Origin of the sequence: Halorussus sp. AFM4 (genome assembly GCF_051194995.1) — an archaeon.
Taxonomy (GTDB): Archaea; Halobacteriota; Halobacteria; order Halobacteriales; family Haladaptataceae; genus Halorussus.
This window is the reverse complement of record NZ_JBNTJT010000003.1, coordinates 474,824-496,095: the sequence shown is the minus strand read 5'-3', so window position 1 is coordinate 496,095 and position 21,272 is coordinate 474,824. Positions and strand designations below refer to the sequence as shown.

Annotated in this window: 20 protein-coding genes and 1 pseudogene; 10 read left to right on the top strand and 11 right to left on the bottom strand. The window is 68.4% G+C overall.

Annotated features, from left to right (window positions below; all coding sequences use genetic code 11):
- Complete coding sequence (locus ACQUQF_RS15530; RefSeq protein ID WP_435180009.1) at positions 1-570, top strand: hypothetical protein; 570 nt, start codon at positions 1-3, stop codon at positions 568-570.
- 30 nt (positions 571-600) lie between these two features.
- On the opposite strand, the gene ACQUQF_RS15525 is transcribed toward ACQUQF_RS15530, so the two are convergent.
- On the bottom strand, positions 601-1,383 hold the full coding sequence (locus ACQUQF_RS15525; RefSeq protein WP_435180008.1) for a DUF7001 family protein: 783 nt from the start codon (positions 1,381-1,383) through the stop codon (positions 601-603).
- 89 nt (positions 1,384-1,472) lie between these two features.
- Between ACQUQF_RS15525 and ACQUQF_RS15520 the strand changes: the two genes are divergently transcribed.
- The gene (locus tag ACQUQF_RS15520; protein ID WP_435180007.1) at positions 1,473-3,035 is read left to right on the top strand and encodes a SagB family peptide dehydrogenase; all 1,563 of its coding nucleotides are present in this window, start codon (positions 1,473-1,475) and stop codon (positions 3,033-3,035) included.
- A gap of 151 nt (positions 3,036-3,186) precedes the next feature.
- Here ACQUQF_RS15520 and ACQUQF_RS15515 read toward each other — a convergent pair whose 3' ends face one another.
- On the bottom strand, positions 3,187-4,116 hold the full coding sequence (locus tag ACQUQF_RS15515) for a sulfide-dependent adenosine diphosphate thiazole synthase (RefSeq protein WP_435180006.1): 930 nt from the start codon (positions 4,114-4,116) through the stop codon (positions 3,187-3,189).
- A gap of 355 nt (positions 4,117-4,471) precedes the next feature.
- Here ACQUQF_RS15515 and ACQUQF_RS15510 point away from each other — a divergent pair, with 355 nt between their 5' ends.
- Positions 4,472-4,666 (top strand): cold-shock protein, encoded by a 195-nt coding sequence (locus tag ACQUQF_RS15510; protein WP_435180005.1) that lies wholly within the window; start codon positions 4,472-4,474, stop codon positions 4,664-4,666.
- Between the two features lie 140 nt (positions 4,667-4,806).
- Here ACQUQF_RS15510 and ACQUQF_RS15505 read toward each other — a convergent pair whose 3' ends face one another.
- Together ACQUQF_RS15505 and ACQUQF_RS15500 are read right to left on the bottom strand one after the other, a co-directional pair.
- The gene (locus tag ACQUQF_RS15505) at positions 4,807-5,550 is read right to left on the bottom strand and encodes a 4-phosphopantoate--beta-alanine ligase (protein ID WP_435180004.1); all 744 of its coding nucleotides are present in this window, start codon (positions 5,548-5,550) and stop codon (positions 4,807-4,809) included.
- An 89-nt stretch (positions 5,551-5,639) separates the two neighbouring features.
- On the bottom strand, positions 5,640-6,485 hold the full coding sequence (locus ACQUQF_RS15500) for a pantoate kinase (RefSeq protein WP_435180003.1): 846 nt from the start codon (positions 6,483-6,485) through the stop codon (positions 5,640-5,642).
- Positions 6,486-6,586: 101 nt separating this feature from the next.
- Here ACQUQF_RS15500 and ACQUQF_RS15495 point away from each other — a divergent pair, with 101 nt between their 5' ends.
- Genes ACQUQF_RS15495 through ACQUQF_RS15485 form a run of 3 tightly spaced genes read left to right on the top strand, consistent with a single transcriptional unit; the run spans position 6,587 to position 8,328 of the window.
- Entirely contained in the window at positions 6,587-7,438 is an 852-nt protein-coding gene (locus ACQUQF_RS15495; RefSeq protein WP_435180002.1) for a formate/nitrite transporter family protein, read from the top strand.
- Between the two features lie 57 nt (positions 7,439-7,495).
- Positions 7,496-7,798 carry a UPF0175 family protein gene (locus tag ACQUQF_RS15490; protein ID WP_435180001.1) on the top strand — a complete coding sequence of 101 codons (303 nt, stop codon included), beginning with the start codon at positions 7,496-7,498 and terminating at the stop codon, positions 7,796-7,798.
- Positions 7,795-8,328, top strand: coding sequence for a hypothetical protein (locus ACQUQF_RS15485; RefSeq protein WP_435180000.1), 534 nt, complete (start codon positions 7,795-7,797; stop codon positions 8,326-8,328). The genes ACQUQF_RS15490 and ACQUQF_RS15485 overlap by 4 nt, the downstream gene beginning before the upstream one ends.
- 162 nt (positions 8,329-8,490) lie before the next feature.
- Here ACQUQF_RS15485 and aspS read toward each other — a convergent pair whose 3' ends face one another.
- The 4 genes from aspS to ACQUQF_RS15465 form a co-directional block, all read right to left on the bottom strand.
- Entirely contained in the window at positions 8,491-9,792 is a 1,302-nt protein-coding gene (gene aspS / locus ACQUQF_RS15480; protein ID WP_435179999.1) for an aspartate--tRNA(Asn) ligase, read from the bottom strand.
- 109 nt (positions 9,793-9,901) lie between these two features.
- Positions 9,902-10,510 (bottom strand): TetR/AcrR family transcriptional regulator, encoded by a 609-nt coding sequence (locus ACQUQF_RS15475; protein WP_435179998.1) that lies wholly within the window; start codon positions 10,508-10,510, stop codon positions 9,902-9,904.
- A gap of 20 nt (positions 10,511-10,530) precedes the next feature.
- A complete protein-coding gene (locus ACQUQF_RS15470) occupies positions 10,531-11,331 on the bottom strand; it encodes an ABC transporter permease (protein ID WP_435179997.1) in 801 nt (266 codons plus the stop codon).
- A complete protein-coding gene (locus ACQUQF_RS15465; RefSeq protein ID WP_435179996.1) occupies positions 11,324-12,289 on the bottom strand; it encodes an ABC transporter ATP-binding protein in 966 nt (321 codons plus the stop codon). Before ACQUQF_RS15465 ends, ACQUQF_RS15470 begins: the two co-directional genes overlap by 8 nt.
- A gap of 243 nt (positions 12,290-12,532) precedes the next feature.
- On the opposite strand from ACQUQF_RS15465, the gene ACQUQF_RS15460 reads away from it, so the two are divergent.
- Positions 12,533-12,745, top strand: a complete 213-nt coding sequence (locus ACQUQF_RS15460) for a hypothetical protein (RefSeq protein WP_435179995.1) — start codon at positions 12,533-12,535, stop codon at positions 12,743-12,745.
- A 99-nt stretch (positions 12,746-12,844) separates the two neighbouring features.
- Here the strand turns inward: ACQUQF_RS15460 and ACQUQF_RS15455 are convergent, their stop codons facing one another.
- Positions 12,845-13,570, bottom strand: coding sequence for a phosphoglycerol geranylgeranyltransferase (locus ACQUQF_RS15455; RefSeq protein WP_435179994.1), 726 nt, complete (start codon positions 13,568-13,570; stop codon positions 12,845-12,847).
- A 288-nt stretch (positions 13,571-13,858) separates the two neighbouring features.
- Positions 13,859-17,962, bottom strand: a pseudogene (locus tag ACQUQF_RS15450) (DNA topoisomerase I); the annotation flags it as partial.
- A 410-nt stretch (positions 17,963-18,372) separates the two neighbouring features.
- Between ACQUQF_RS15450 and ACQUQF_RS15445 the strand changes: the two are divergent.
- Both ACQUQF_RS15445 and ACQUQF_RS15440 read left to right on the top strand, forming a co-directional pair.
- Positions 18,373-18,549 (top strand): hypothetical protein, encoded by a 177-nt coding sequence (locus ACQUQF_RS15445; protein ID WP_435179993.1) that lies wholly within the window; start codon positions 18,373-18,375, stop codon positions 18,547-18,549.
- Positions 18,546-19,118, top strand: coding sequence for a response regulator (locus ACQUQF_RS15440; protein ID WP_435179992.1), 573 nt, complete (start codon positions 18,546-18,548; stop codon positions 19,116-19,118). Before ACQUQF_RS15445 ends, ACQUQF_RS15440 begins: the two co-directional genes overlap by 4 nt.
- A gap of 139 nt (positions 19,119-19,257) precedes the next feature.
- Here the strand turns inward: ACQUQF_RS15440 and gatB are convergent, their stop codons facing one another.
- Positions 19,258-20,745, bottom strand: coding sequence for an Asp-tRNA(Asn)/Glu-tRNA(Gln) amidotransferase subunit GatB (gene gatB / locus ACQUQF_RS15435; protein WP_435179991.1), 1,488 nt, complete (start codon positions 20,743-20,745; stop codon positions 19,258-19,260).
- 197 nt (positions 20,746-20,942) lie between these two features.
- Here gatB and ACQUQF_RS15430 point away from each other — a divergent pair, with 197 nt between their 5' ends.
- Entirely contained in the window at positions 20,943-21,254 is a 312-nt protein-coding gene (locus ACQUQF_RS15430) for a DUF7518 family protein (protein WP_435179990.1), read from the top strand.
- Positions 21,255-21,272 lie beyond the last annotated feature (18 nt).

Sequence of the window (21,272 nt, the reverse complement as noted above, 5' to 3'; positions counted from 1 at the left end):
GTGAGGCTCACCCGCGCGACCGTGACGGCCGCGGCCGAGGACTACCGGCGGCGCGAGCCGCTGTACCCCGTCGAGCGCGACCAGGTCCGGACGCTGCCCGACGCGTTCGCCGCCGGCGAGTTCGGGTGGCGCGACGCAGAGTGGGTCGTCCGGTGGTACTACCGTCGATTCCTGGGCGAGTACCCCGACGCCGAGCGCCGGGCCGCCGAGGAGGGGTTCGGCGCAAACGACTTCGAAGAGGTCCGGGAGGTCATCGCGGACGTCGTCGCGACATCGTCGACCCGGGAGCGAGTCGACCGGCTGACCGACCTGGCGGCGGTCGACGTCCCGGTCGCGTCGGCGTTCCTGCTGTTCGCCGACCCAGATGCGAACGTCGTCGTCGGCCCCCGCGAGTGGGCGGTACTCCGCGAAGCCGGGGAGCTGTCGGTCCCGTATCCGGGCTCCCCGTCGGTCGGCGAGTACGTCACGTACCTCGACGCCTGCCGGTCGGTCGCCGACCGGTGCGACTGCGACGGCTGGACGCTGTACCAGGCGATCTGGCGGCTCTGGAAGGACGAGCTGGCCGAGTGAGGGCGTCGCGGCAACGGCGCCGCGGTCGCGTCACCCGTACGTCTCGTCGTGCTCGTCGCAGAACTCGGGGTCGCGGAGCTGGGCCTCGACCACGCCCGGCTGGCGGTGGGGGTTCGAGAGCCGGCAGCCCGCCGCCTCGCAGAACGCCTCGCCGGTCCGCCGGCAGTGGACCGCCTGGAGGACGTACCCCTTCAGCGCCTCGGTGGTCCGGGGGTCGTCGGCGACCAGGAACTCGCCCTCGACCTCGTTCTCCAGCACCTCGCGGGGCGGCGCGTCGCCCGACACCAGCGCGTGCTTCTGCTTCTCCTTGTAGTACGCTTCCGGCTTGGCGGGCGCCTCGTAGAGGCCCGGCACCGACACCAGCGCGGGCTGGCCGAGGACGTTGACCCGCTTGTGCCACCGGCCGTCGTGGTCACCCCACGTCCCGACGGCGCGGTCCAGCAGCGCGACGTGGAGGTGGTCCAGCGGGCGCTCGGACTCCGGCAGCGCCGCGTTCAGGGCGCGCTGGACCGCCACCCCGTCGTAGAGCACCCCGCCGGCGCGCTCCGGGTTCTCCAGGGCCCGCTCCTCGTACCGGACGATTCCGAGCATCGTGTTGCCGGTCTCGCGCTCGTACGGCGAGAGCACCCGGGCGTCGGCGAACCGCTCGGGTAACTCCTCGATCCGGTGGACGTCCAGAAAGCGGTCGCGGACCTCGACGTCGGCGTCGGCGCCCTCCCCGGCCCGGGCGAGCCTGTCGCGGAGCCAGTCGGCGATCTCCCCGGCGTCCGCGACCGGGGTGGGCGCGCGGTAGAGCGTGACCGTCTCGACCATATTCACTGGTTGTAACATTGAGTGAAACCCGTTACGGTTCCCCAAACGACGGCAACCCCTAAGTGCGGATTGACAGTAGCTCACGTCACATGGTCAACGCTCCCGAGTACCACGAACGCACCGAGCACGCCCCGAGCGACTTCCCCGACCCGACGTTCCGGCTCGATTCCGAGACGATGCCGCGGCCGTTCAAGCGCTACCGCGACCGATCCCGGGTGTCTCTCCACGGGGTCCGAGCGCCCGTCCTGCCCGCGCTCTCGGTCGTCGCCGAAGCCGGGGCCGACCCGCTGGCGGGCGCCGCCCAGACCGCCCGCGACCCGGTCGACGCCCGGACGGTGGCGTCGCTGTGCTACTACGCCGCGGGCGTCAAGGCCGAGCGCGACCACCCGGCCGACGGGGTCGACCGCCGGCTGTACTACCGGGCGGCGTCGTGCACCGGGAACCTCCACCACGTCGACGCCTACGTCGTCTGCGGCGACCTCGACGGACTGGACGCGGGCGTCTACCACTTCGACCCGGCGACGTTCTCGCTCGACGCGCTCCGCGAGGGCGACTACCGGGGTGCGCTGGCAGCCGCGGCCGGTCCCGGTGCGGGCGTCGCGGACGCGCCGGTCACCCTCGTCCTCACCTCGGAGTGGTGGCGCAACGCGTGGAAGTACCGCGAGCGGACGTACCGCCACGCGTTCTGGGACTCCGGGACCGTACTCGCGAACCTGCTGGGAGCCGCCCACGCCGCCGACCTGCCCGCGTCGGTCGCGGCCGGGTTCGACGACCGGGCGGTCGCCGACCTGCTCGGCGTCGACCCGGCGACCGAGGCGCCGCTCGAACTCGTTCCGGTCGGGGAGGGCGCGTCGGCAGGCAGAGCGACCGACGAACCGCCGGCGGTCGAGCCGATCGACCCCGCGACCGAACCCCAGCCCGACCACGACCGCACCCACGACCTCCCGTACGAGGCGTGGGAGGCCAGCGCCCTCCCAGACGGCGAGTCGGCGGCGGCGTGGCGCGACCGAGCACGGGAGGCCGGGCCGGTCGGCGGAGTCGCCGCGGGCGACGGCGAGCGCGTCCCGCTCGATCCCGTGGACCACGAGACCGAGGTGGCCCGGCCGCTGGCGAGCGCGATCCGGCGCCGGCGGTCGTGCCGGGAGTTCGCCGACGAACCGCTGAGCCGGCGGAAGCTCGGGACCGTCCTCGACCGGGCGACCCGGGGCGCGCCGGGCGACTGGAACGACGGCGACGCCGCCGGACTGCAGTTCAACGACGTCTACGTCCTCGCGACCGACGTCGAGGGCGTGCCCGACGGGAGCTACCAGTTCCACCCGGCGGAGGGCGCACTGGAGCGGCTGGGCGACGTGACCAGTCGGGACAAGACCCGGCTGGCGCTCGGCCAGGAGTGGGCCGGCGACGCCCACGTCAACGTCTACTGCATGACAGACGTCGAGGCCGTGGTCGGGGAACTTGGTGACAGAGGCTACCGGCTGGCGCAACTGGAGGCGGGCGTCGTGCTCGGGCGGCTCTACCTGGCGACCTACGCCCACCGCCCACTCGGCGGGACGGGCCTGACGTTCTTCGACGACGAGGTGACCGACTTCCTCTCGCCGCGGGGCGCCGACCAGACGCCGACGACGCTGTTCGCCATGGGCGTCGCGGAGTGAGTAGACGACGAAGAAACGGTCGGAGCATCCGCGCCCCTGCGGCGCGGTTCACCGGACGCTCGCTTCGCTCGCGTCCGGGACGTTTTTCCCCACGTTTTTACGAGGAGCGGTGGGCGAGCGGAGCGAGCCCACCCGACGAAGTAAAAAGTGGTCAGTCGTCGGCCGAGGCGGTCCGCGAGGTCATCTCGACGGGGTCGGCGTCGACGCCGAGTTCGTCGATGGCGACCTGGGCCGCGCGCTTGCCCGAGACCAGCATCGCGCCGAACGTCGGGCCCATCCGCGGGAGGCCGTAGGTCGTCGCGGTCGCCATCCCGGTGGCGATGAGACCGTCGTGGACCAGGCCGGTGTGCTCGACCACGGCGTCCTCGGACTCGCCGACCCACATCGAGTCGTGGCCGGGCGAGTCGTGGCCGGGCGCGCCGTAGGAGTCGTCGCCGGTCTTGTCCATGCCGGTGGCGTTGGCCTTCGCGTCGCCGATGCCGGGCGCGTCGAGCACGCCGCGCTCGTCGAGCTTCGACACCGCCATCGCGTCGTGGCCCGTCGCGTCGATGACGAGGTCGGCCTCGACCGCGATGGGGTCGACGCAGGTGATCTCGCGGGGGAGCGCGTGGACCGGCGTCCAGTTCATCACGATGCCGCCGACCCGGTGGTCCTCCCGGATGACGATGTCGGTGAACTCGGTCATGTTCTGCATCTTGGCGCCCGCGTCGCAGGCGGCCTTGATGAGCGCCGAGCAGGCGTGCGGTCCGTTGGCGACGTAGAGCCCCTCGCTGTCCCGGGACTGCTTGAAGTCGACGTCGAGGTCCTCCAGCACGCGCTGGGCGGGGTCCCGGACGGTCACCTTGTTCATCAGGAAGCCGCCGAGCCAGAAGCCGCCGCCGAGGTAGTTGTTCTTCTCGACGACCATCGTCTTCACGCCGCGCTCGGAGAGCTCCTTGGCCGCCATCAGGCCGGAGGGGCCGCCCCCGACGATGATGACGTCCGAGTCGCTGAAGTCCATGAACTCCTCGGTCCACTCCTGGCCGATCGCGCGGGTCACGTCCGCCTCGCCGACGTCGCTGAACTTTTCGAACTCGCTCATACAACTCAGTGGTATCACGGCGTGGTTGAAAGAGGTTCCGGAATGGGTGTGAGACGGTGGCACCTCCGACCGGCGCGTGTTGGGCGGCCCTCGTGGCTGCCCCGATGTGCGCGAGGGACGACTGAGTGAGCAGAGCGAACGAAGGAGGAGGCTGGGGAGGTGTGAGGCCGGTGCTGTGCGGTCGCGGTAACTCATATGTGACGGCAGTAGCTAGCGGCAGCGTCGTATCGTCGCAAGATCGGATGCGGACACAACCCATCCGTCGCGATCGAAAACCGACCGAAACCCACCCGACACCCGTGATACCGCGACCCTCGGAAGCGTTATCCGTGCCTCGCCCCTCCCTATAGTTGCAATGGCGAAAGGAACTGTTGATTTCTTCAACGACACAGGCGGCTACGGTTTCATCTCTACCGACGACGCGGACGACGACGTGTTCTTCCACATGGAGGATGTCGGCGGCCCGGACCTCGAGGAGGGAACCGACATCGAATTCGACATCGAAGACGCCCCCAAGGGCCCGCGCGCGACGAACGTCGTCCGCGCGTAAGTCGGAAACCACGTCACACCGGGTGGCACACAGAACTGCGATTTTTGCGAGGACTCTATCACCGACGAGCCGACGTGCTGTTAGTGCAGCCGGCGCGCTGTTAGTGCAGCAGAAGTGCTGTTAGTCCAGCCGAAGCGCTGTCAGTCGAGGTCGCCCCGCCGAATCGCGCGCTCCGCTTCCTCCAGAGCCGCCTCGCGGTCGAACTCCGCGACGATCTCCTCCAGTGCCTCCTCGCTCGCGCCCGCCAGCTCCCGAGCGTGCGCCGTGATATTCGGAATCGCCCGGATGATGTTGTCGACGATCGGAATCGCGGCCGTCTGAGGCGAGCGCGACATCGGGTTCAGGTCCACCACGATCTCGGTCTTGCCCATCTCGGCCAGCGCCTCGGCGCGGTCGCCGTCCTCCAGGGGCACCAGCACCACGTCGGCCGCGTAGATGCCGTCATCGTCGACCTTCGCGCGCTCGTGGTCCAGCCCCGGGATCCGGGCGTCGGCCGCGAGGCCCTTCACGTCCTCGGCGCCGTGCTCCCGGAGGTGGTCGGCGATGGCCCGCATGCGCTCGTCGGTCCGGTTGAACAGGTTGACTTCCAGGTCCGCGTCGACCGCCTCCGCTAACTCCACCATCTCCTCCGGGACGAGCGCCGCGACGTTCCCGTTCACCGAGAGCACCGGGTGGTCGGCCAGCAGGAGCTGTGCCGCGGCGGCGCGCTCGGCCGCGTCGGCGCTGGGGATGGTCTCCTCGCCGAGCAGGTAGTCGAACGCCTCGCCGCGGCCCTCCGCGACCAGGCCCTGCCTGCTGGTGATGCCCAGTTCCACGCCCTCCTCGATGCGGTGGCGGGTGCGCAGCGACGCCGCCCGCGGGTGGTCCTCGGGGATCTCGGTCATACTCGACTCTTACTGCGGGCCACCGAAAAGGCGTCGTTCCGCCGAGCGCGGGCGGATGTCCCGGCAGGGACCCGCCGAACCGGAGGGACTCACTCGTCGTCCGCCGGCTCCAGGCGAGCGCCGCAGGGGTGGATCTCGCAGACCGCGGGGTCGTAGCCCGCCCGCGACAGTCCGTCGTCGAGCGCGAACACCGTCTCGCCGAGCATCGCCATCGCGGCCTCGCCGCCCTCGGCCCGCACGTCGTCGAGGACCTCGCGGACCTCGTCGGTGAGCAGGTCTGCCTCGCGGGCGAACTCCCGGGAGGCATCGAGCAACGTCGGCAGAGTGGGCACCTCGACGAGGCGGACGAGCATGTCGACGCCGACCTCCGAGAGCCGGTCGGTGTCGCCCGACAGCACCGCCTCGGTCGAGCGCTCGCCCAGCGTCAGGTACTCGACCCGGCCGCGGGCGGGCACGCCGTCGAGGCGGTTGTACTCCGGTGCGCCGGGGTCGAGCCGGATCGGGGCGCCGCCGCGGGCCTGGGCCACCACGTCGCCGAGTCCGGTCCCGGCCTCGACCTCGGCGGCGTGGGCGATCGCGACGAGTTCGTTCACCGAGCGCCCGCAGTCGAAGGTGTCGTTGGCGGCCAGCGCGGTTCCGAGCGCGGCCGCCCCGGAGACGCCGAAGCCCGCGCCCACCGGCAGGTCGGTCCGGGCGGTCACGCGGGCCTCGACGCCCAGCGCCGCCAGCACGCGGGTCACCGCCTCGACCGCGGCGGGCTCGTCGTTCAGCTGCATCGAGGTGTCCTCCGCGGGCTCGACCTCGACGGTCACGCCGTCCGAGAGGGTCAGGCCCGCGCCGCGCGAGCCCGCCTGTTCGGGGTCGTCGGCGTCGTGGACGCTGAAGAAGCCGGTGACGTGGCCCGGCACGAACGCCCGCGACGAGTCGTCGGTCATGTGCTGGTCTTGCGAGTCGGCCCGTATAACGTTTATAATCCGCGCCCGCCGGCCGACAGCGACTTCCGGGTCCCGCGGTTAGTCGGAGTTCCCAGTCACCGATGAGTTCCGACACCGACCCGTCTCCGACCTCCTACCGCGAGATACTGGGCCTCGAGATCGAGGAGGGACTGAGCCAACTGCAGCGCTCCAGCGTGGGCCTGGCGCTCTCCGGGCTCTCGGCCGGGCTGGACATCGGCTTCGGCCCCTTCCTGATGGCGGTCGTCTTCACGATGAGCTCGGGCGCGTTCTCCGACCCCGTGACCGGAATCCTGGTCGCGAACGCCTACGCCGTGGGGTTCATCTTCGTGGTGGTCGGCCGGTCGGAGCTGTTCACCGAGCACACCTCGCTGGCGGTCGTGCCGGTCCTCAACGGCCAGGCGTCGGTGGTGGACCTCGCCCGGCTGTGGGGAATCATCTACGTCTTCAACCTGATCGGCGGGACGATCTTCGCGGCGCTCGCGGTCCACATCGGCCCGCAGCTGGCGACCATCGACCCCTCGGCGTTCCGCCAGATCGCAAGCGGGCTGGTCCACTACTCGTGGTCGACGATGCTGCTCGCCGCGGTGCTCGCGGGGTGGCTGATGGGGCTGATGACGTGGCTGGTCGCGGCCGGACGCAACACCATCAGCCAGGCGTTCTTCGTCTGGCTGGTCGCGGTCGTCATCGGGCTGGCCCACCTCCCGCACTCGATCGCGGGGAGCGTGGAGGTCCTGTTGGGCGTGTTCTCCAGCTCCGCGATCACAGTCTCGGACTTCGGCCACTTCCTGCTGTGGTCGACCATCGGCAACGTCGTCGGCGGGTCGGTGTTCGTGGGCCTGCTCAAGTACGGCCACGGCATCTACGGCGGCACGGACCCCGAGGACATCGACGTGGACGTCGACGGGGGGTCCGCAGGACGGGAGTCGGGGTGACGGTCGGGTCGGCGGACCGTAACTTCATAAGTGATTACGGCGTACTACGATGTATACATGCCGTCTATCAGCGCTCGGATCCCCGACGACGAGGAGGCGACGCTGGAGGAAGTCGCTGAGTTGCTGGAGGAGGACAAGAGTACGACTATCAGAAAGGCACTTCGAGAGGGGCTTCGCGACATCCGCGTGCGAGTGGCCGCGGAGCGGTACCAGTCCGGCGAGGTCTCGGTAAACGAGGCGGCCAGAATTGCCGGTGTGTCGCTCGGCGAGTGGTTCGAAATCGCGCGAGAGCGGAACTTGACCTCGCAGTTATCGGCCGACGAACTGGAGTCCGACGCCGAATCAGCGCGCGAGCTATGAGGGTTCTGGTGGACGCGACGACACTCATCGCGTTAGGACAGGTCGGGGAACTCGATCTCCTGGCGTGGCTCGATGGTGAGTTGGTCGTGCCCGAGACGGCCCGGGCCGAGGTGTCGACAGAACCGGCTCGCACGAACGTTCAAAGCCACTCCGACTGCGTTCGACGGTGCGAGTGGGACTCACCGGGGCAACGGAACATGCTGTTCGCCCGGGCGAAGCAAACACTGGGTGAGGACACAGAGAACGGTGACGTAGCAATCGTTGCGAGCGTCCTCCGTTGGAGCGATCTCGAGGGACGCGATGTCGGTGTCGTCTCTGACGACCGGCGCGTGCGAACAGTTGCTCGAGGACTGGGGGCGACGGTTACCGGGACGGTCGGTGTTATCGTTCGGGCGGTCGAAGAACGCGGTACAACTGCCGAGGAGGGGAAGGAACTCGTCCGCCGGGTCGACAGCCACGGCCTCCACATGACCGGTGAACTTCGAGAGAAAGCGTACGAACTGGTCGCAGAAGCCGCAGAAAACGAGTAGTCGGCTTATGGCGACAGGCGCTGCCGGTCCCGCGAGACTCGCTCCGCTCGTCTCGCTGGCTCCCAGGGCTTGCCCTACGGGCTCAGCCGCTGGCGATCTCGCGGGAACACCGTCACTTCGCTCCGCTCGTGACGAGCTCCCCCTCGATAGGAGCGCCGTCGCCTACGGCGACAGGCGCTGGCGATCTCGCGGGAACAGCACGGCCTCGCGGATGTTCTCCAGGCCGAGCATCGTCATGACGAGGCGCTCGCCGCCGAGGCCCCAGCCGGCGTGGGGCGGCATGCCGTACTTGAACATCTTGGTGTAGTACTCGAACGCGTCGGGGTCGAGGCCCTGCTGCTCGAAGCCCTCGACGAGGCGGTCGTAGCGGTGCTCGCGCTGCCCGCCCGAGACCAGCTCCATGTTCGGGTGCATCAGGTCGAAGCCCGTCGAGAGGTCGGGGTCGTCATCGTGGTCCTTGATGTAGAACGGCTTGATCTCGCTGGGCCAGTTGGTGATGAAGTAGTGGCCGCCGACCTCGTCGCCCAGGGCCTTCTCGCCCTCGGTGGGCAGGTCGTCGCCCCACACCAGCTGCTCGTCGAGCTCGCCGGTGGCGTTGATGCGCTCGATGGCCTCCTCGTAGGAGAGCCGGGGGAACTCGCCCTCGGGCGCCTCGAAGTCCTCGTAGCCCAGGGCGTCGAGCTCCTCCCGGCAGTTCTCGGCGACGCCCTCGTAGGCGGCCCGCACGACGGTCTCGCAGGCGTCCATCGCGTCCTCGTGGTCGAAGAAGGCGCTCTCGAAGTCGATGGAGGTCGCCTCGTTGAGGTGGCGGGGCGTGTTGTGCTCCTCGGCCCGGAAGATCGGGCCGATCTCGAACACCCGCTCCAGTCCGGAGCCGACCATCAGCTGCTTGAACAGCTGGGGCGACTGGTTCATGAACGCCTCCTGGCCGAAGTAGGTGATGGGGAACAGCTCGGTGCCGCCCTCGGTCCCGGTGGCGACGATCTTCGGCGTGTTGATCTCGGTGCAGCCCAGGTCGCGGAAGGCGTCGCGGACCGACCGCAGCACCTCGGCGCGGATCTCGAAGATGGCCTTGGTCTCCTCCTTCCGGAGGTCCAGCGTCCGGTTGTCCAGCCGGGTCGAGAGGTCGGCGTCGACCTTCCCCGAGGGGTCCAGCGGGAGCTCGGGATCGGCCTCGGCGATGACCTCGACCGACTCGGGCACGATCTCGACGCCGGTCGGGGCGCGCTCCTCCTCCTCGACGTCGCCCGAGACCTTCACGACGCTCTCGCGGTTGACCTCCGTCCCGGTCTCGACGAGGTCGTCGTCCATCTCGTCCTTCTCGAACTTGACCTGGATCTTGCCCGTCGTGTCCCGGACGATGAGGAAGGCGATGCCACCGAGGTCGCGGATCTCGTGGGCCCACCCGGCCACGGTGACCGTGTCGCCGGGTTCGGCGTCCGCCGTGTACGTTCGGTGTTCCATGGGTCTGATTTTCTCCGGCGTTCTCTTAAACGCCGTCATTTCGCGACAGCAAATCGCGCTCGCATCGACGTATGTTTTCGGGACCCGTGCGACCGAGTGGCGCGTCAGGCTACCCGTCCGTCCGGGTCAACCCGGCCGCGACCGCCTCGATGAGCGCGTCCCGGACCGCCCGGTAGAACGCCTCGTCGTGGAACTGGTCCTTGTGGTACGCGACGAACTTCACCACGCCCATCGCGGCCGCCAGCACCTCGGGGTCGCCCTCGCGGAGTCGGCCCTCGGCCTGCCAGCGCTCGACGTAGGGCACCACGTAGCCCAGCGACTGGGCCTGCTCCTCGCGCAGCTCCTCGTCGCTGAACTGGGCCATCAGCCGCGAGAGGTCGCTGTCCGCGATCAGGCGCCTGACGAGCGGCTCGGTCTCCATCGCCTCGCAGATGCCGGTGAGGAACGCGACGATGGCGTCCTCCGGGTCGTCGCGGGCCTCGAAGGAGTCGGCGACGATCTCCTCGGCGAGCCGCTCGCCCTCCTCGCGGAGGATCTCGTAGTAGAGCTGCTCCTTCGACTCGTAGAACCGGTAGAACGTCCCGTTCGCGATGCCCGCCGGCCCGGTGAGGTCCGCGATGGTGGTCTTGTCGAGGCCGTAGCGCCCGAACAGCTCCCGACCGGTCTCCCGGAGCTGGCGGCGGATGCGCTCGCGCTCGTCGTCGTCGAAACCCCGCATTCAGTCTCCCCCTTCGTCCGTCACGCGATATCTCTCCTCCGGAACCACCACGCGGCCGCCGCGACCAGCGCCGCGGCCCCCGCCAGCAGGACGACCGCGCCGGCCCAGTCGTACTCGCCCCGGACCAGGACGGCGGTCGGGTCGTAGTACCGGGTCGGGCTGACAGCCCCGAGCCACCCGAGGTCGGCCGACTGGCTGACCGTCTCCACCAGGAACAGCCCGAAGATGGCGCCCAGCCCGCCCCGCTTGGCGACGTCCGCCGAGTCGAAGACGACCGACAGCACGAGGCCGATGGCGCCGCACGCCAGCAGGTACGGGATCGACAGCAGGTGGACCATCGCGAGGTCGGCGACGGAGATCGACTCGCCGATGGCGAGCACGGTGGCGTACACCGCGACGCCCACGACGACGTTGAGCGCGACCACGACCGGTACCAGCGAGAGGAACTTCTCGACGACCACGCGGCGGCGGGAGACCGGCGCCGCGAGCAGCACGTCCATCCGGTCGCGCTCGACGTCGCCCGCGATCAGGCCGCCGGCGACGTAGGCGGCGTAGATGCCCAGCATCAGCAGCCAGAAGAACTGGTAGAGCTCGACCGCCAGGAACCCCTCGATGGTCGTGAACGCGACCGCCCCGGTCGCGCCGAACGCGGCCCGCAGCGCGGGCGGGAGGCTCTCCATGTAGGCCTCGAAGTCGACGCCCGACGAGGCGATGGACGGGAAGAGGCCGACGAACAGCAGCGACAGCAGCGCCAGCAGGACCGCGAGGACGAGCGTGCCCCTGATGCGGCGCTCGGCCTCGTATCCCGCGATCTCAAGCATCGGACTCGCCTCCCGCGGACGCGGTCGTCTCGGCGGGCCCGCCGTTCGCGTCGGCGTCTCCGTCGCCCGCGGTCGGCGCGGCGTCGCCGTCGTAGAACTTCATGAACACGGCTTCGAGCGGCGCCTCCTCGATCTCGAGGTCCCGGACGCTGTAGCTCCGGAGGTGTTCGAGCAGCGCGTCGTACTCGCCCGTGAACATGAACGAGGCCTCGCCGTCGCCGACTTCGAGGTCGTGGACGCCCGCGAACCGGAAGTCGCCGGGGTCGAGCGACCCCGCGACGCTGACCCGGACCTGCTTGCCGCTCCGGTCGAGCAGTTCCTCGACGCCCTCCATCGCCGCGAGGCGCCCGTCGCGGATGATGCCCACGCGGTCGCAGACCCGCCGGACCTCGCTGAGGACGTGGCTCGAGAAGAAGAACGTCGTGCCCCGCTCTCGCTCGGTCTCGATGAACTCGTACAGTCGCTCCTGCATCAGCGGGTCGAGCCCCGAGGTCGGCTCGTCCATCACGACGAGGTCGGGGTCGTGCATGAACGCCAGTACCAGCGCGAGCTTCTGGCGGTTGCCCGTGGAGTACTCGCCGATCTCCCGGTCGACGGGCGCGTCGAACACCTCCAGCAGCTCGTCGCTGCGCTCGTCGCCCTTGAGGTCGGCGTGGTACCGGACGAGCCGGCGACCGGTCACGTCCTCGTCGAAGCCGGGGTTGCTCGGCAGGTAGCCGACCCGGCGCTTGGCCTCGATGAGCGCGGCCTCGTCGGTCACGTCCCGGCCCAGCACCGTCGCGGACCCGCCGGTGGGCTCGACGAACCCCAGCAGGGTCCGGATGGTCGTGGTCTTGCCCGCGCCGTTGGGGCCGAGGAAGCCGAACACCTCGCCCTCGCGGACCGTCAGCGAGAGGTCCTCGATGCCGCGGGTCTCCCCGTAGTACTTCGTCAGCCCGCTGGTCTCGATGGCGCTCATAACATCACGGTAACAGCTTCGCGCCGTGAATAGATGAACGATTCGGTTATGCGTTCACGAGCGGTCGATCCGACGCTGTCGACGGGTGGAGTACGCCGTCCGCGCATTCTGCGGGTCACGGGTTCCGGACCCACCACGGCCGGAAGAATGTAGGGGCGGCCTGAGTCGAGTCAGGCGACGTATAACGAAGTCGACACGGCGTTAAGCAAATACTGTCGGTCGACTCACGAGGTTAAGATTCGCATGTCAGGTGACCACCAGACGATTCAGACGACACGACCCGCCGCACGCGACGTCGAGCGCTCGATGGCGAAGACGGAGGTCGCGCTCCGGAACGAGGAAGCCGCCCAGATCGTCGAGGCGCTGCGGTGGTACGCGAGAGAGAACATCACCCCGCGGAAGCGGGCCCGGTGCGAGAAGCTCGCCGAGACCTTCGAATCGGGATTCGATATCTGAACCGGGCCGCAGCGAACAGAGTTCGGTCGGTCTCCGCCGGGAACGCCCGCCCGAGCGGGCCGAGGACCGGCGCCTCCCGAACAGACGAGGGACCGGCGCCTACACCGACTCGGGCGCGGCCGCCTCGGCGTCGTTCGCGCCCTCGACGGTCTCGCGGACGGCCTCGCAGCCCTCGTCGTGGACGAGGTCGCCGACCACGACGACGTCGGCGTGCTCGGCCATCGTCCGGGCCGACTCGTAGTCGTGGATGCCGCCGCCGTAGAACAGGGTCGCCTCTTCGAGGGCGTCGGCGGCGGCCTCGACGACGTCGGGGTCGCCGAAGGTGCCCGAGTACTCGACGTAGATGATTTCCTGGCCGTACATCTGCTCGGCGACCTCGGCGTAGGCCGCGACGTCCTCGGGCGTCTGGTCGCAGTCGGCGTCGGTGAGCTCGGCGACGCTGGCCTCGGGGTTCATGATGATGTACGCCTCGGTGGTCGTCCGGTCCCAGTCGACGTCGCTGGACTTCACCCACTCCTTGTGGAACCCGGTGGCCCAGGCGATGTCCCCGGCGTTGAGCACGGTCGGCACGAGGTAGCCGTCGAGCGCCTCGTGGTCCACGACGACCGCCGGGTTGCTCGGCTCCTGGTACAGCGGGACATCGTACTTCGCGCAGGCGTCGATGACCCGCTGCATCTTCTCCTGGGTCATGTCGAGCGTGCCGCCGATCTCGAGGGCGTCGGTGCCGGTCCGGCAGACGTCCTCGAACGTCTCGCCCTCGACGAGGGTCTTGTCGGGGTCCAGCTTGACGATGTGGTCCCAGTCGGACCAGGGTGTCGCGGTCATTGTTCGTGTAAACCGTACTGTCCGCTAAAACCTCTTCGGAACCACCTCTCGTGGGAAGTTGGGTGTGTTTACCGACAGTCTTAGGCGAAATACTCATCGGATTCGGGTTTCGCCCGACTGGACTTTCGACGCGAACAGACCGTAGTTTACCGCGAGCGAACGAACGTGAGCGAGCGGGCCAAGGAACCCTCGAAGGAGCGAAGCGACTGAGGGGGTGACGCAGTGCTTTTTCCCCACGTTTTTGCAAGGGAGCGCCTCTCGGGGCGCGACCGCAGGAAAAAGTGGGATTCAGTCGGCCTTCGCTTGCCAACCCCGCAGCCGATCTTCGCTCACGCCGGCGACCTCCGCGGCGACCGTCTCGACCTCGGCCTTCTTGAGGTCCTCGATGCTCTCGATGCCCGCGTCCGAGAGCTTCTCGGCGGTCTTCGACCCGATGCCGTCGAGGGTCTCCAGGTCGCTGCCCGACTCGCTCTCGCGGGCCTTGAACTCCCGGTAGTTGCAGATGGGACAGCCCAGCTCCCACGGCTCGTCGCCGCTGTGGACGACGAGTTCGGGCAGGTCGTGCTCCTCGCAGCGCTCGTCGGTGACCTCGATGTCGCCCCGGCGGGGCAGCGGCAGCGAGTAGTCGCAGTCGGGGTACCGGGTGCAGCCGACCAGCCGCGAGCCGTTCTGGAGGTGCTTGATGGCGAGCTCTCCGCCGTGTTCCTCGCCGCACTCGGGGCACTCGCCGATGACCTCGTCGTCCTGCTCTTCCGCCTCTTCGGCCTTGCAGAGCGGGCAGCCGTGGACGAACGTCTGGCGGCCCGCCAGCATCTTGACGTGGCGGAGCCCGTGGTCCTCGCACTCCTCGTCGAGGATGAGGGGCTTGCCCGTGTTCGGCAGCGGCAGGGTGTACTCGCAGTCGGGGTAGCCGTCGCAGCCCACGAAGTACGAGCCGTTGCGGCTCTGGCGCACGAGGAGCTCGTGGTCCGACTCGGGGCAGGGACCGAGCGTCTTGTCGGCCTTCAGCGACTCCTGGAGCAGGTCGCCGACCTCCTCGCGCGAGGACCGCAGCTCGTCGAACACCTGCTGGAGGTACTCGCGGGACTCGTCGGCCACCTCGCTCAGGTCGGCCTCGCCCTCGGCGATGGCGGTCATGTCCTGTTCGAGCTCGCGGGTCATCTCCTCGCTGACCACGAGGTCGGCGAACTCCTCGGCGGCGGTGACGACCGCCTTCGCCAGCTGGGTGGGTCGCGGCGGGTCGCCCTCGATGTAGCCGCGGTCGTAGAGCTTCTCGATGGTGTTGTGGCGGGTAGAGTTGTGAACGATCACACCGCCCTCGACGGCGAAGTTCGGTGCAGCCTCGTCGATGGTGAGGTCATAGACCTGTCCGTCGTAGTCGCGCTCCTCGATGTTCGTGATTGTCACGGTCGCAGGCTCGTCCCGAAGCGTCGCGTACACCGAACTCTCGAAGTCGCGTGCCGAGTAGTGGAAACTCCGGTTTCCGTCGCGACTACGATTACTCCCCTCGATGCGCGTCTCGACGTGGTCTTCCTCGTCGAGCTCACGGATTGCTGTCCGGATTGTAGCCACGGACTCGTCTAGCGTCTCGGCGAGTTCCTCGGAGGTCATCTCGTCCGCTGCCAGCGCTTCGAGGACGCGCGCCTTTCGTCGCGTGACAGGGTAAGTATCGAGCTTATCGAGGCCTCGATAGAACTTTTCGTCGGCAGCAATCGGAATCACGTCGAGGAATCGCTCCAGGTTCCGACGACCACGGACGTAGAGTTTGTGTTGGCTCTCGTTCAGCGTCGCGTCAATTCCCATGCTCTCGAGCATTGCGGAGACGCCACGCAGAAGTTCGTGGTCGATATTGGAGATGAACGCCTTTCCGTCGGTCGAGATGTGCCCTTCGTCGTCAAACAGTGCGCCGACAAATGCTGGCTGGAGTGTCGCTGGCACGGCGGGACATCCGTCTTCCGTCACTTCGTCGAGGATGAACTGGAGGACCCGAGCGAGTGCGACGGGAATGTGAACCTGATATTTCCGTTTGTGATGGTCTTCACGCCCGGGCCGGCTCGACACGGTCGGCTCGAAACCGAACACCGATTCGATGTCCGAGACGAATCTATCGATGAGGCGTCGATCCGTGTTGTGATACCTGATATCAACCGTGTTTTCCGTCTCGTTGACGTGAATCGAGCCGTCACCGAGGAGATTCCCGAGGAGTCTCGCCAGTTCTGGACTCCACGTAAGCGGGAACGGATTCTGGAACGTCGCGTCGTAGTTCAGGCCGTGAAGTTCGTCCGGTCTAATCCCGAGTTCTCCCAGCATCCAGGCTGGTACGTCCTTGTCGTCGCCCTCGTAATGGGAAATCTGAGTTCGGTATGTCCCGATTCGGTCGGCAAGTTCTTGCTGTGTTTCGCCACTCCCCTGACGATATTCTGCAAGTGCTTCGTTGCAGTCTACGCCATAGAGTTTCGACGACTTGTCACAAGATGTTGCGAACGCTTCCCACGTTGCTACGATTTCGTCACTCTCGTCGGGTACCACTGGCGTCTGTCGTGCCGCTATCAGTTCGTCACCCTCGTCAAGTTCTGCGAGCGGCACTACCTGAACGTCCCCGTCGATGCGGGCGTACACCGGATGGTCGTCGGTCGCCGAGAACTGCCCGGCCGTGGTTGTCACCTCGAAGACGTGTTCGCCGGACTCCAGTGGGCGGGCGCTTACCAGCGTCTTCTCTCGCTCGGTCAGTCGTTCGGTGTTCTCGTTCAGTGAGAGGACGGTCGGTCCGTCGTCGGTGACAGCGATGTCCGTATCGCCATCGGCCATGACCACTTGGCCTTCGTCGAAGACTTCCGCTATCGGTTTCCGCTCGACATCGTCCCCGTCTTGGACGAGGACTTCGGTGTCGCCTGTAAGACACTTCGTCCCGATCCCCATCTTCTCCATCGTCTCGATGAGCCGGGACTGGCCGTACCGGCGGGGCGGCTGGGTCTGCTTGTCCTCGATGCGGGCCTCGGTGACCGCGAGCTCCTCGCCCTCGGTCACGTCGGGCACGTAGTTCTCCGAGGTGTTGAAGTAGGGGTAGACCGCGTGGTAGCCCTCCTCCAGGAGGCGCTTGCCGTTGGACTTCAGCTTGTGGTCGCCGATCGCCGTGACCACCTTGAGGTGCTCCCAGGTCGCCGACTCGGCGACCGTCGCGAAGAACCGCCGGACGACGAGCTCGTAGACCTCCCACTCGTCGTCGCTCAGCTCGCCCTTCGTCGGGATGTCCTCGGTGGGGTGGATCGGCGGGTGGTCGGTGGTCTCCTCGTCGCCCTCCGTGGGCTCGAGGTCGTCGAGGTAGAGCAGGTCGTCGGCGTCGTCGCCGAAGTGGTAGTCGCCCGAGAACGCGTCGAGCAGCTCCTCGGGGTCGAGGTCGTCGGGGTAGACCGTGTTGTCGGTCCGGGGGTAGGTGATGTACCCCGCGGTGTAGAGGTCCTCGGCGATGCTCATCGCCTGCTGGGCCGAGTAGCCCAGGCTGCCCGCCGCCCGGATGAACTGCGTGGTGTTGAACGGCGCCGGCGGGTCGTCGGTCCGGGTGCGCCGGTTGACCCGGTCGACGACCGCCGCGCTCGCGGCGTCGAGCGCCTCGAAGACCGCCTCGGCGGTCTCCTCGTCCCAGACGCGCTCGGCCTCGTTGTCGTCCTCGTCGCGGTAGAAGTACTGGGCCTCGAACTCGGCGGTCTCGTCGCCGTCCTTCAGCAGGTCGGCGAACAGCTCCCAGTAGTCCTCGGGGTCGAACGCCTCGATCTCGCGCTCGCGGTCCACGATGAGCTTCAGGGTGGGCGACTGGACCCGGCCGACCGAGATGAAGTCCTCGCCGAGCTGGCGGGCCGACAGCGAGAGGAACCGGGTCAGCGCCGCGCCCCAGATGAGGTCGATCTCCTGGCGGGCTTCGCCCGCAGCCGCGAGGTCGAAGTCGAGCTCGTCGGGGTTCTCGAACGCCTCGGTGACCTCGTTCTGGGTGATGGAGGAGAACCGGACCCGGCGGATGGGCACGTCCTCGTTGACGTCCCGGACGAGCTCCCAGGCCTCCTTGCCGATGAGCTCGCCCTCGCGGTCGTAGTCGGTCGCGATGGTGACCTGGTCGGCCTTCCGGGCCAGCACCCGGAGCGTCCGGACGATGTTCTCCTTGGTGGCCTTCTTCTCGATGGGCGCGTCGATGAGTTCGACCGGTTCGACGTCGCGCCAGTCGTTGTACTCGTCGGGGAAGTCGACGCCCACCACGTGGCCCGACAGCCCGATGCACCGCCGGCCGCCCCACTTGTAGACGTTGACGCCGTTCTTGCGCTCGGCGTCGGCCGACTCGCCGCTCAGGATGTCGGCGATGCGCCTGGCCGCGTTGTCCTTCTCGGTGATTATCAGCTCCATGCCTCACCTCCCGCTTCGGGGGTCCGCCCGCAGCGCGGGGGGCGCTCCGGGAGTCGCTCGTCGGTCATCGTGTCCTCGGTAGGACAAGTGAGTGGGTAAAGCTTTCGCCGAGGAAATCGCCGGAGAGCGGCGGCCTACGGCGCGTGGGCGCGGTCGGACGCACGCGGCCGCGAGACCTGCCGGAACGCCCCGCGCGTCGTCGATCACCCGCCGGGCCGACGAGGCCGGCCCGGTCCCCTATAAACGGCGGCCAGTCACGAGACGACTCGGAGCGGGACAGCACGGCACTCGCAGCAAACCGCTTTAATCAACGACTATTGCTACAAAATATTCTCGACGTAGTTATCAAACGAGATAAGATGGGAAACGGTTATACTATGTCGATATCGACACCCAACGAATACCGAACGATGTCCGCCGACGCCACCTTCCTCGCCACGGCGACGCTCGCCTCGGTCGTCCCCCGCGCGCTGACGAGCATCCCGTTCCGACGACGGACGGGGGTCGTCGGCGGAGCGGTCGGCGGGGGCCCCACGGCGTCCGGGCGGCGGGTCCGGACCGGGCGCACTGCGGGAGGTGGCGGATGACTGCGACCGTGCTGGTCGTCGACGACGAACCGTCGCTCACGGCCGTCTACGAGTCGTGGCTGTCGGAGTACGAGGTGCTGGTCGCCCACGACGGGGCGGAGGCGCTGTCGACACTCGACCGCCGCGGTGACGACGTCGACGTCGTCCTCCTCGACAGGCGGATGCCGGGGACGAGCGGCGACGAGGTGTTGCCGGCGATCCGCGAGCGCGAGGTCGACTGCCGCGTGGCGATGCTCACCGCCGTCGCGCCGGGCTACGACATCGTCGACATGCCGTTCGACGACTACGTCACCAAGCCCGTCTCCGGCGACCAGTTGCGCGAGACGGTCGAGTCGCTGCTCGCGCGGGCCGACTACGTCGACGGGCTCGACCGCTACTACGCGCTCGTCGCGAAGCACGCCGCGCTGACCGCCGAGCGACCCCGCCGGGAGCTACTGGAGAACGAGCGGTTCGCGGAACTCGAGGCCGACATCCGCGAACTCGAACGGGAACTCGAGGACGCGGTCTCGTTCGAGGACCACGAGACGTTCCAGGGGCTGCTGCTCGAGGTTGCCAGGCGAGAACAGTAGTCCCGAGGCGAGGGTTTACGTAGGATGCCGGGCCGAACCCCGGGCGTGACCTGAGACGCGCCGCGAGGGCGTCGAGGCCGGTGCGCGGTGCGCCCCTCGCGGGAGCCGCCGGCACGTTGTCACGCACCGCCTGCTCGCCTCACTCGTCCAGCCGCTCGCGCAGTAGCTGGTTGACCGACCCGGGGTCGGCGCTCCCGCCGGTCTTCTGCATGACCTGGCCGACCAGGAAGTTGAGCGCGCCGTCCTCGCCGGCGTGGTAGTCCTCGACCGCGTCGGGGTTCTCGTCGATGGCCTCGTCGACGGCGCCCTCGACGGCGCCCTCGTCGGCCTTTCCGAGGTCCTCGCGCTCGATGACGGTCTCGGGGTCGTCGCCCTCGTCGAGCATCTCGCGGAGCACGACCTCCTCGGCGTTCTTGGTGGTGATCTCCTCCTCGGCGACGAGTTCGACCAGGCGCTTGAACTCGTCGAGGCGGTCGTCGACGTCCGTGATGGCCATGTCGCGGTAGTTGAGTTCGCCCAGCAGGTTGTCCGCGACCCAGGTCGCCGCGAGGTCGGGGTCGTACTCGCCGGCCACGTCCTCGTAGAAGTCCGCGACCTGCTTGGTGGAGGTGAGCTTGCTGGCGGCCTCCCCGCTCAGCCCGTACTCCTCGCGGAAGCGCTCGCGCCGGGCGTCGGGGAGCTCGGGGATCTCGAGCTTCCGCTTCCAGTCGCTGACCCGCAGCGGCGGCAGGTCGGCCTCCCGGAAGTAGCGGTAGTCCTTCTCCTCCTCCTTCGAGCGCATCGAGACCGTGATGCCCCGCGACTCGTCCCAGTGGCGGGTCTCCTGCTCGACCTCGCGGCCGCGCTGGACCGCGTTCTTCTGGCGCTGGGCCTCGTAGGACAGCGCCTTCTCGGCCCCCTTGTGGCTGGAGATGTTCTTGACCTCGGTCCGGTTGGCGGACGCGAGCGTCTCGGCGCTCACCTCGCCGTCGTCGCCGACCTCGTCGGCCTCGACCACGCTGAGGTTGGCGTCGATGCGGAGGCTCCCGTCGCGCTGGCTGTCGAACACGCCGAGGTACTCCAGCACCTCCTCGAGCTTCGCGAGGAACGCCCGGACCTCCTCGGCGCCCCGGAAGTCGGGCTCGGTCACGATCTCCATCAGCGGGACGCCCGCCCGGTTGTAGTCGACCAGGGTGTAGTCGGCGGTGTCGATGTTCCCGCCGGCGTGCTGGAGGCTGCCGGGGTCCTCCTCCAGGTGGGCGCGCTCGATGCCGACGGTCCGGCGCTCGCCCCCGACCTCGACCTCGAGCTCGCCGTCCTGGCAGATCGGCGCGTCGTACTGGGTGATCTGGAACCCCTTGGGGAGGTCGGGGTAGAAGTAGTTCTTCCGGTGGAAGGCGGTCTCCTCGGGGATGTCGGCGTCGATGGCCTTGCCGACCTTGACCGCGGCCTCGACGGCCGCCTCGTTCAGCACGGGGAGCGCGCCCGGCAGGCCCAGGCACACCGGACAGGTGTGGGTGTTCGGCTCGGCGTCGGCCACGTCGGTCGAACAGCCGCAGAAGATCTTGGTGTCCGTCTCGAGTTGGACGTGGACCTCGAGCCCGATGACGACCGCGAGGTCCGATTGCTGGACAGCCTGTGCAGTCATTACCCGCCCGTTCGCGGCGGCGCCGCTAAAGGCTAACGAACGCCGGTTCCGTCGGGACGAGGGACACGGACCGACTCGTCGGTCCGGGCCTCCCGTCGGCCCGTGCGGAACGGGGCGGTCGGTCCGTCGCCGATATGGTAAAAATTACGACATTCGTCTGACGTACGTTTATGGTCCTGCCGTGGTCCATCACGGACATGAGCGACCGAGACGAGCGCGTCGAGGAACTCGAATCGAAGGTCGAGCGACTCGAGGCGACGATCCACGGACTGACCGAGGAGCTGGTGGAGGTCCACGACCGGCTCGAGACGCTGGAGGGGGCCGCGGCCGACGCGGCGGCCGGCGGGTCGGCGGCGAGCGGTTCGGGAACCGAACAGCCCTCGACGTCGGAGCAGACCGACGCTCGCGGTCGAAACGACGAGAACGACGAGGCTAAAAGCGACGAGTCCCAGTCTGAAGACGAGACGGGGGGAGACTCCGAGTTGGGCGACGACATCATCGTCGCGTGACGGGAGCCCCACGTACGA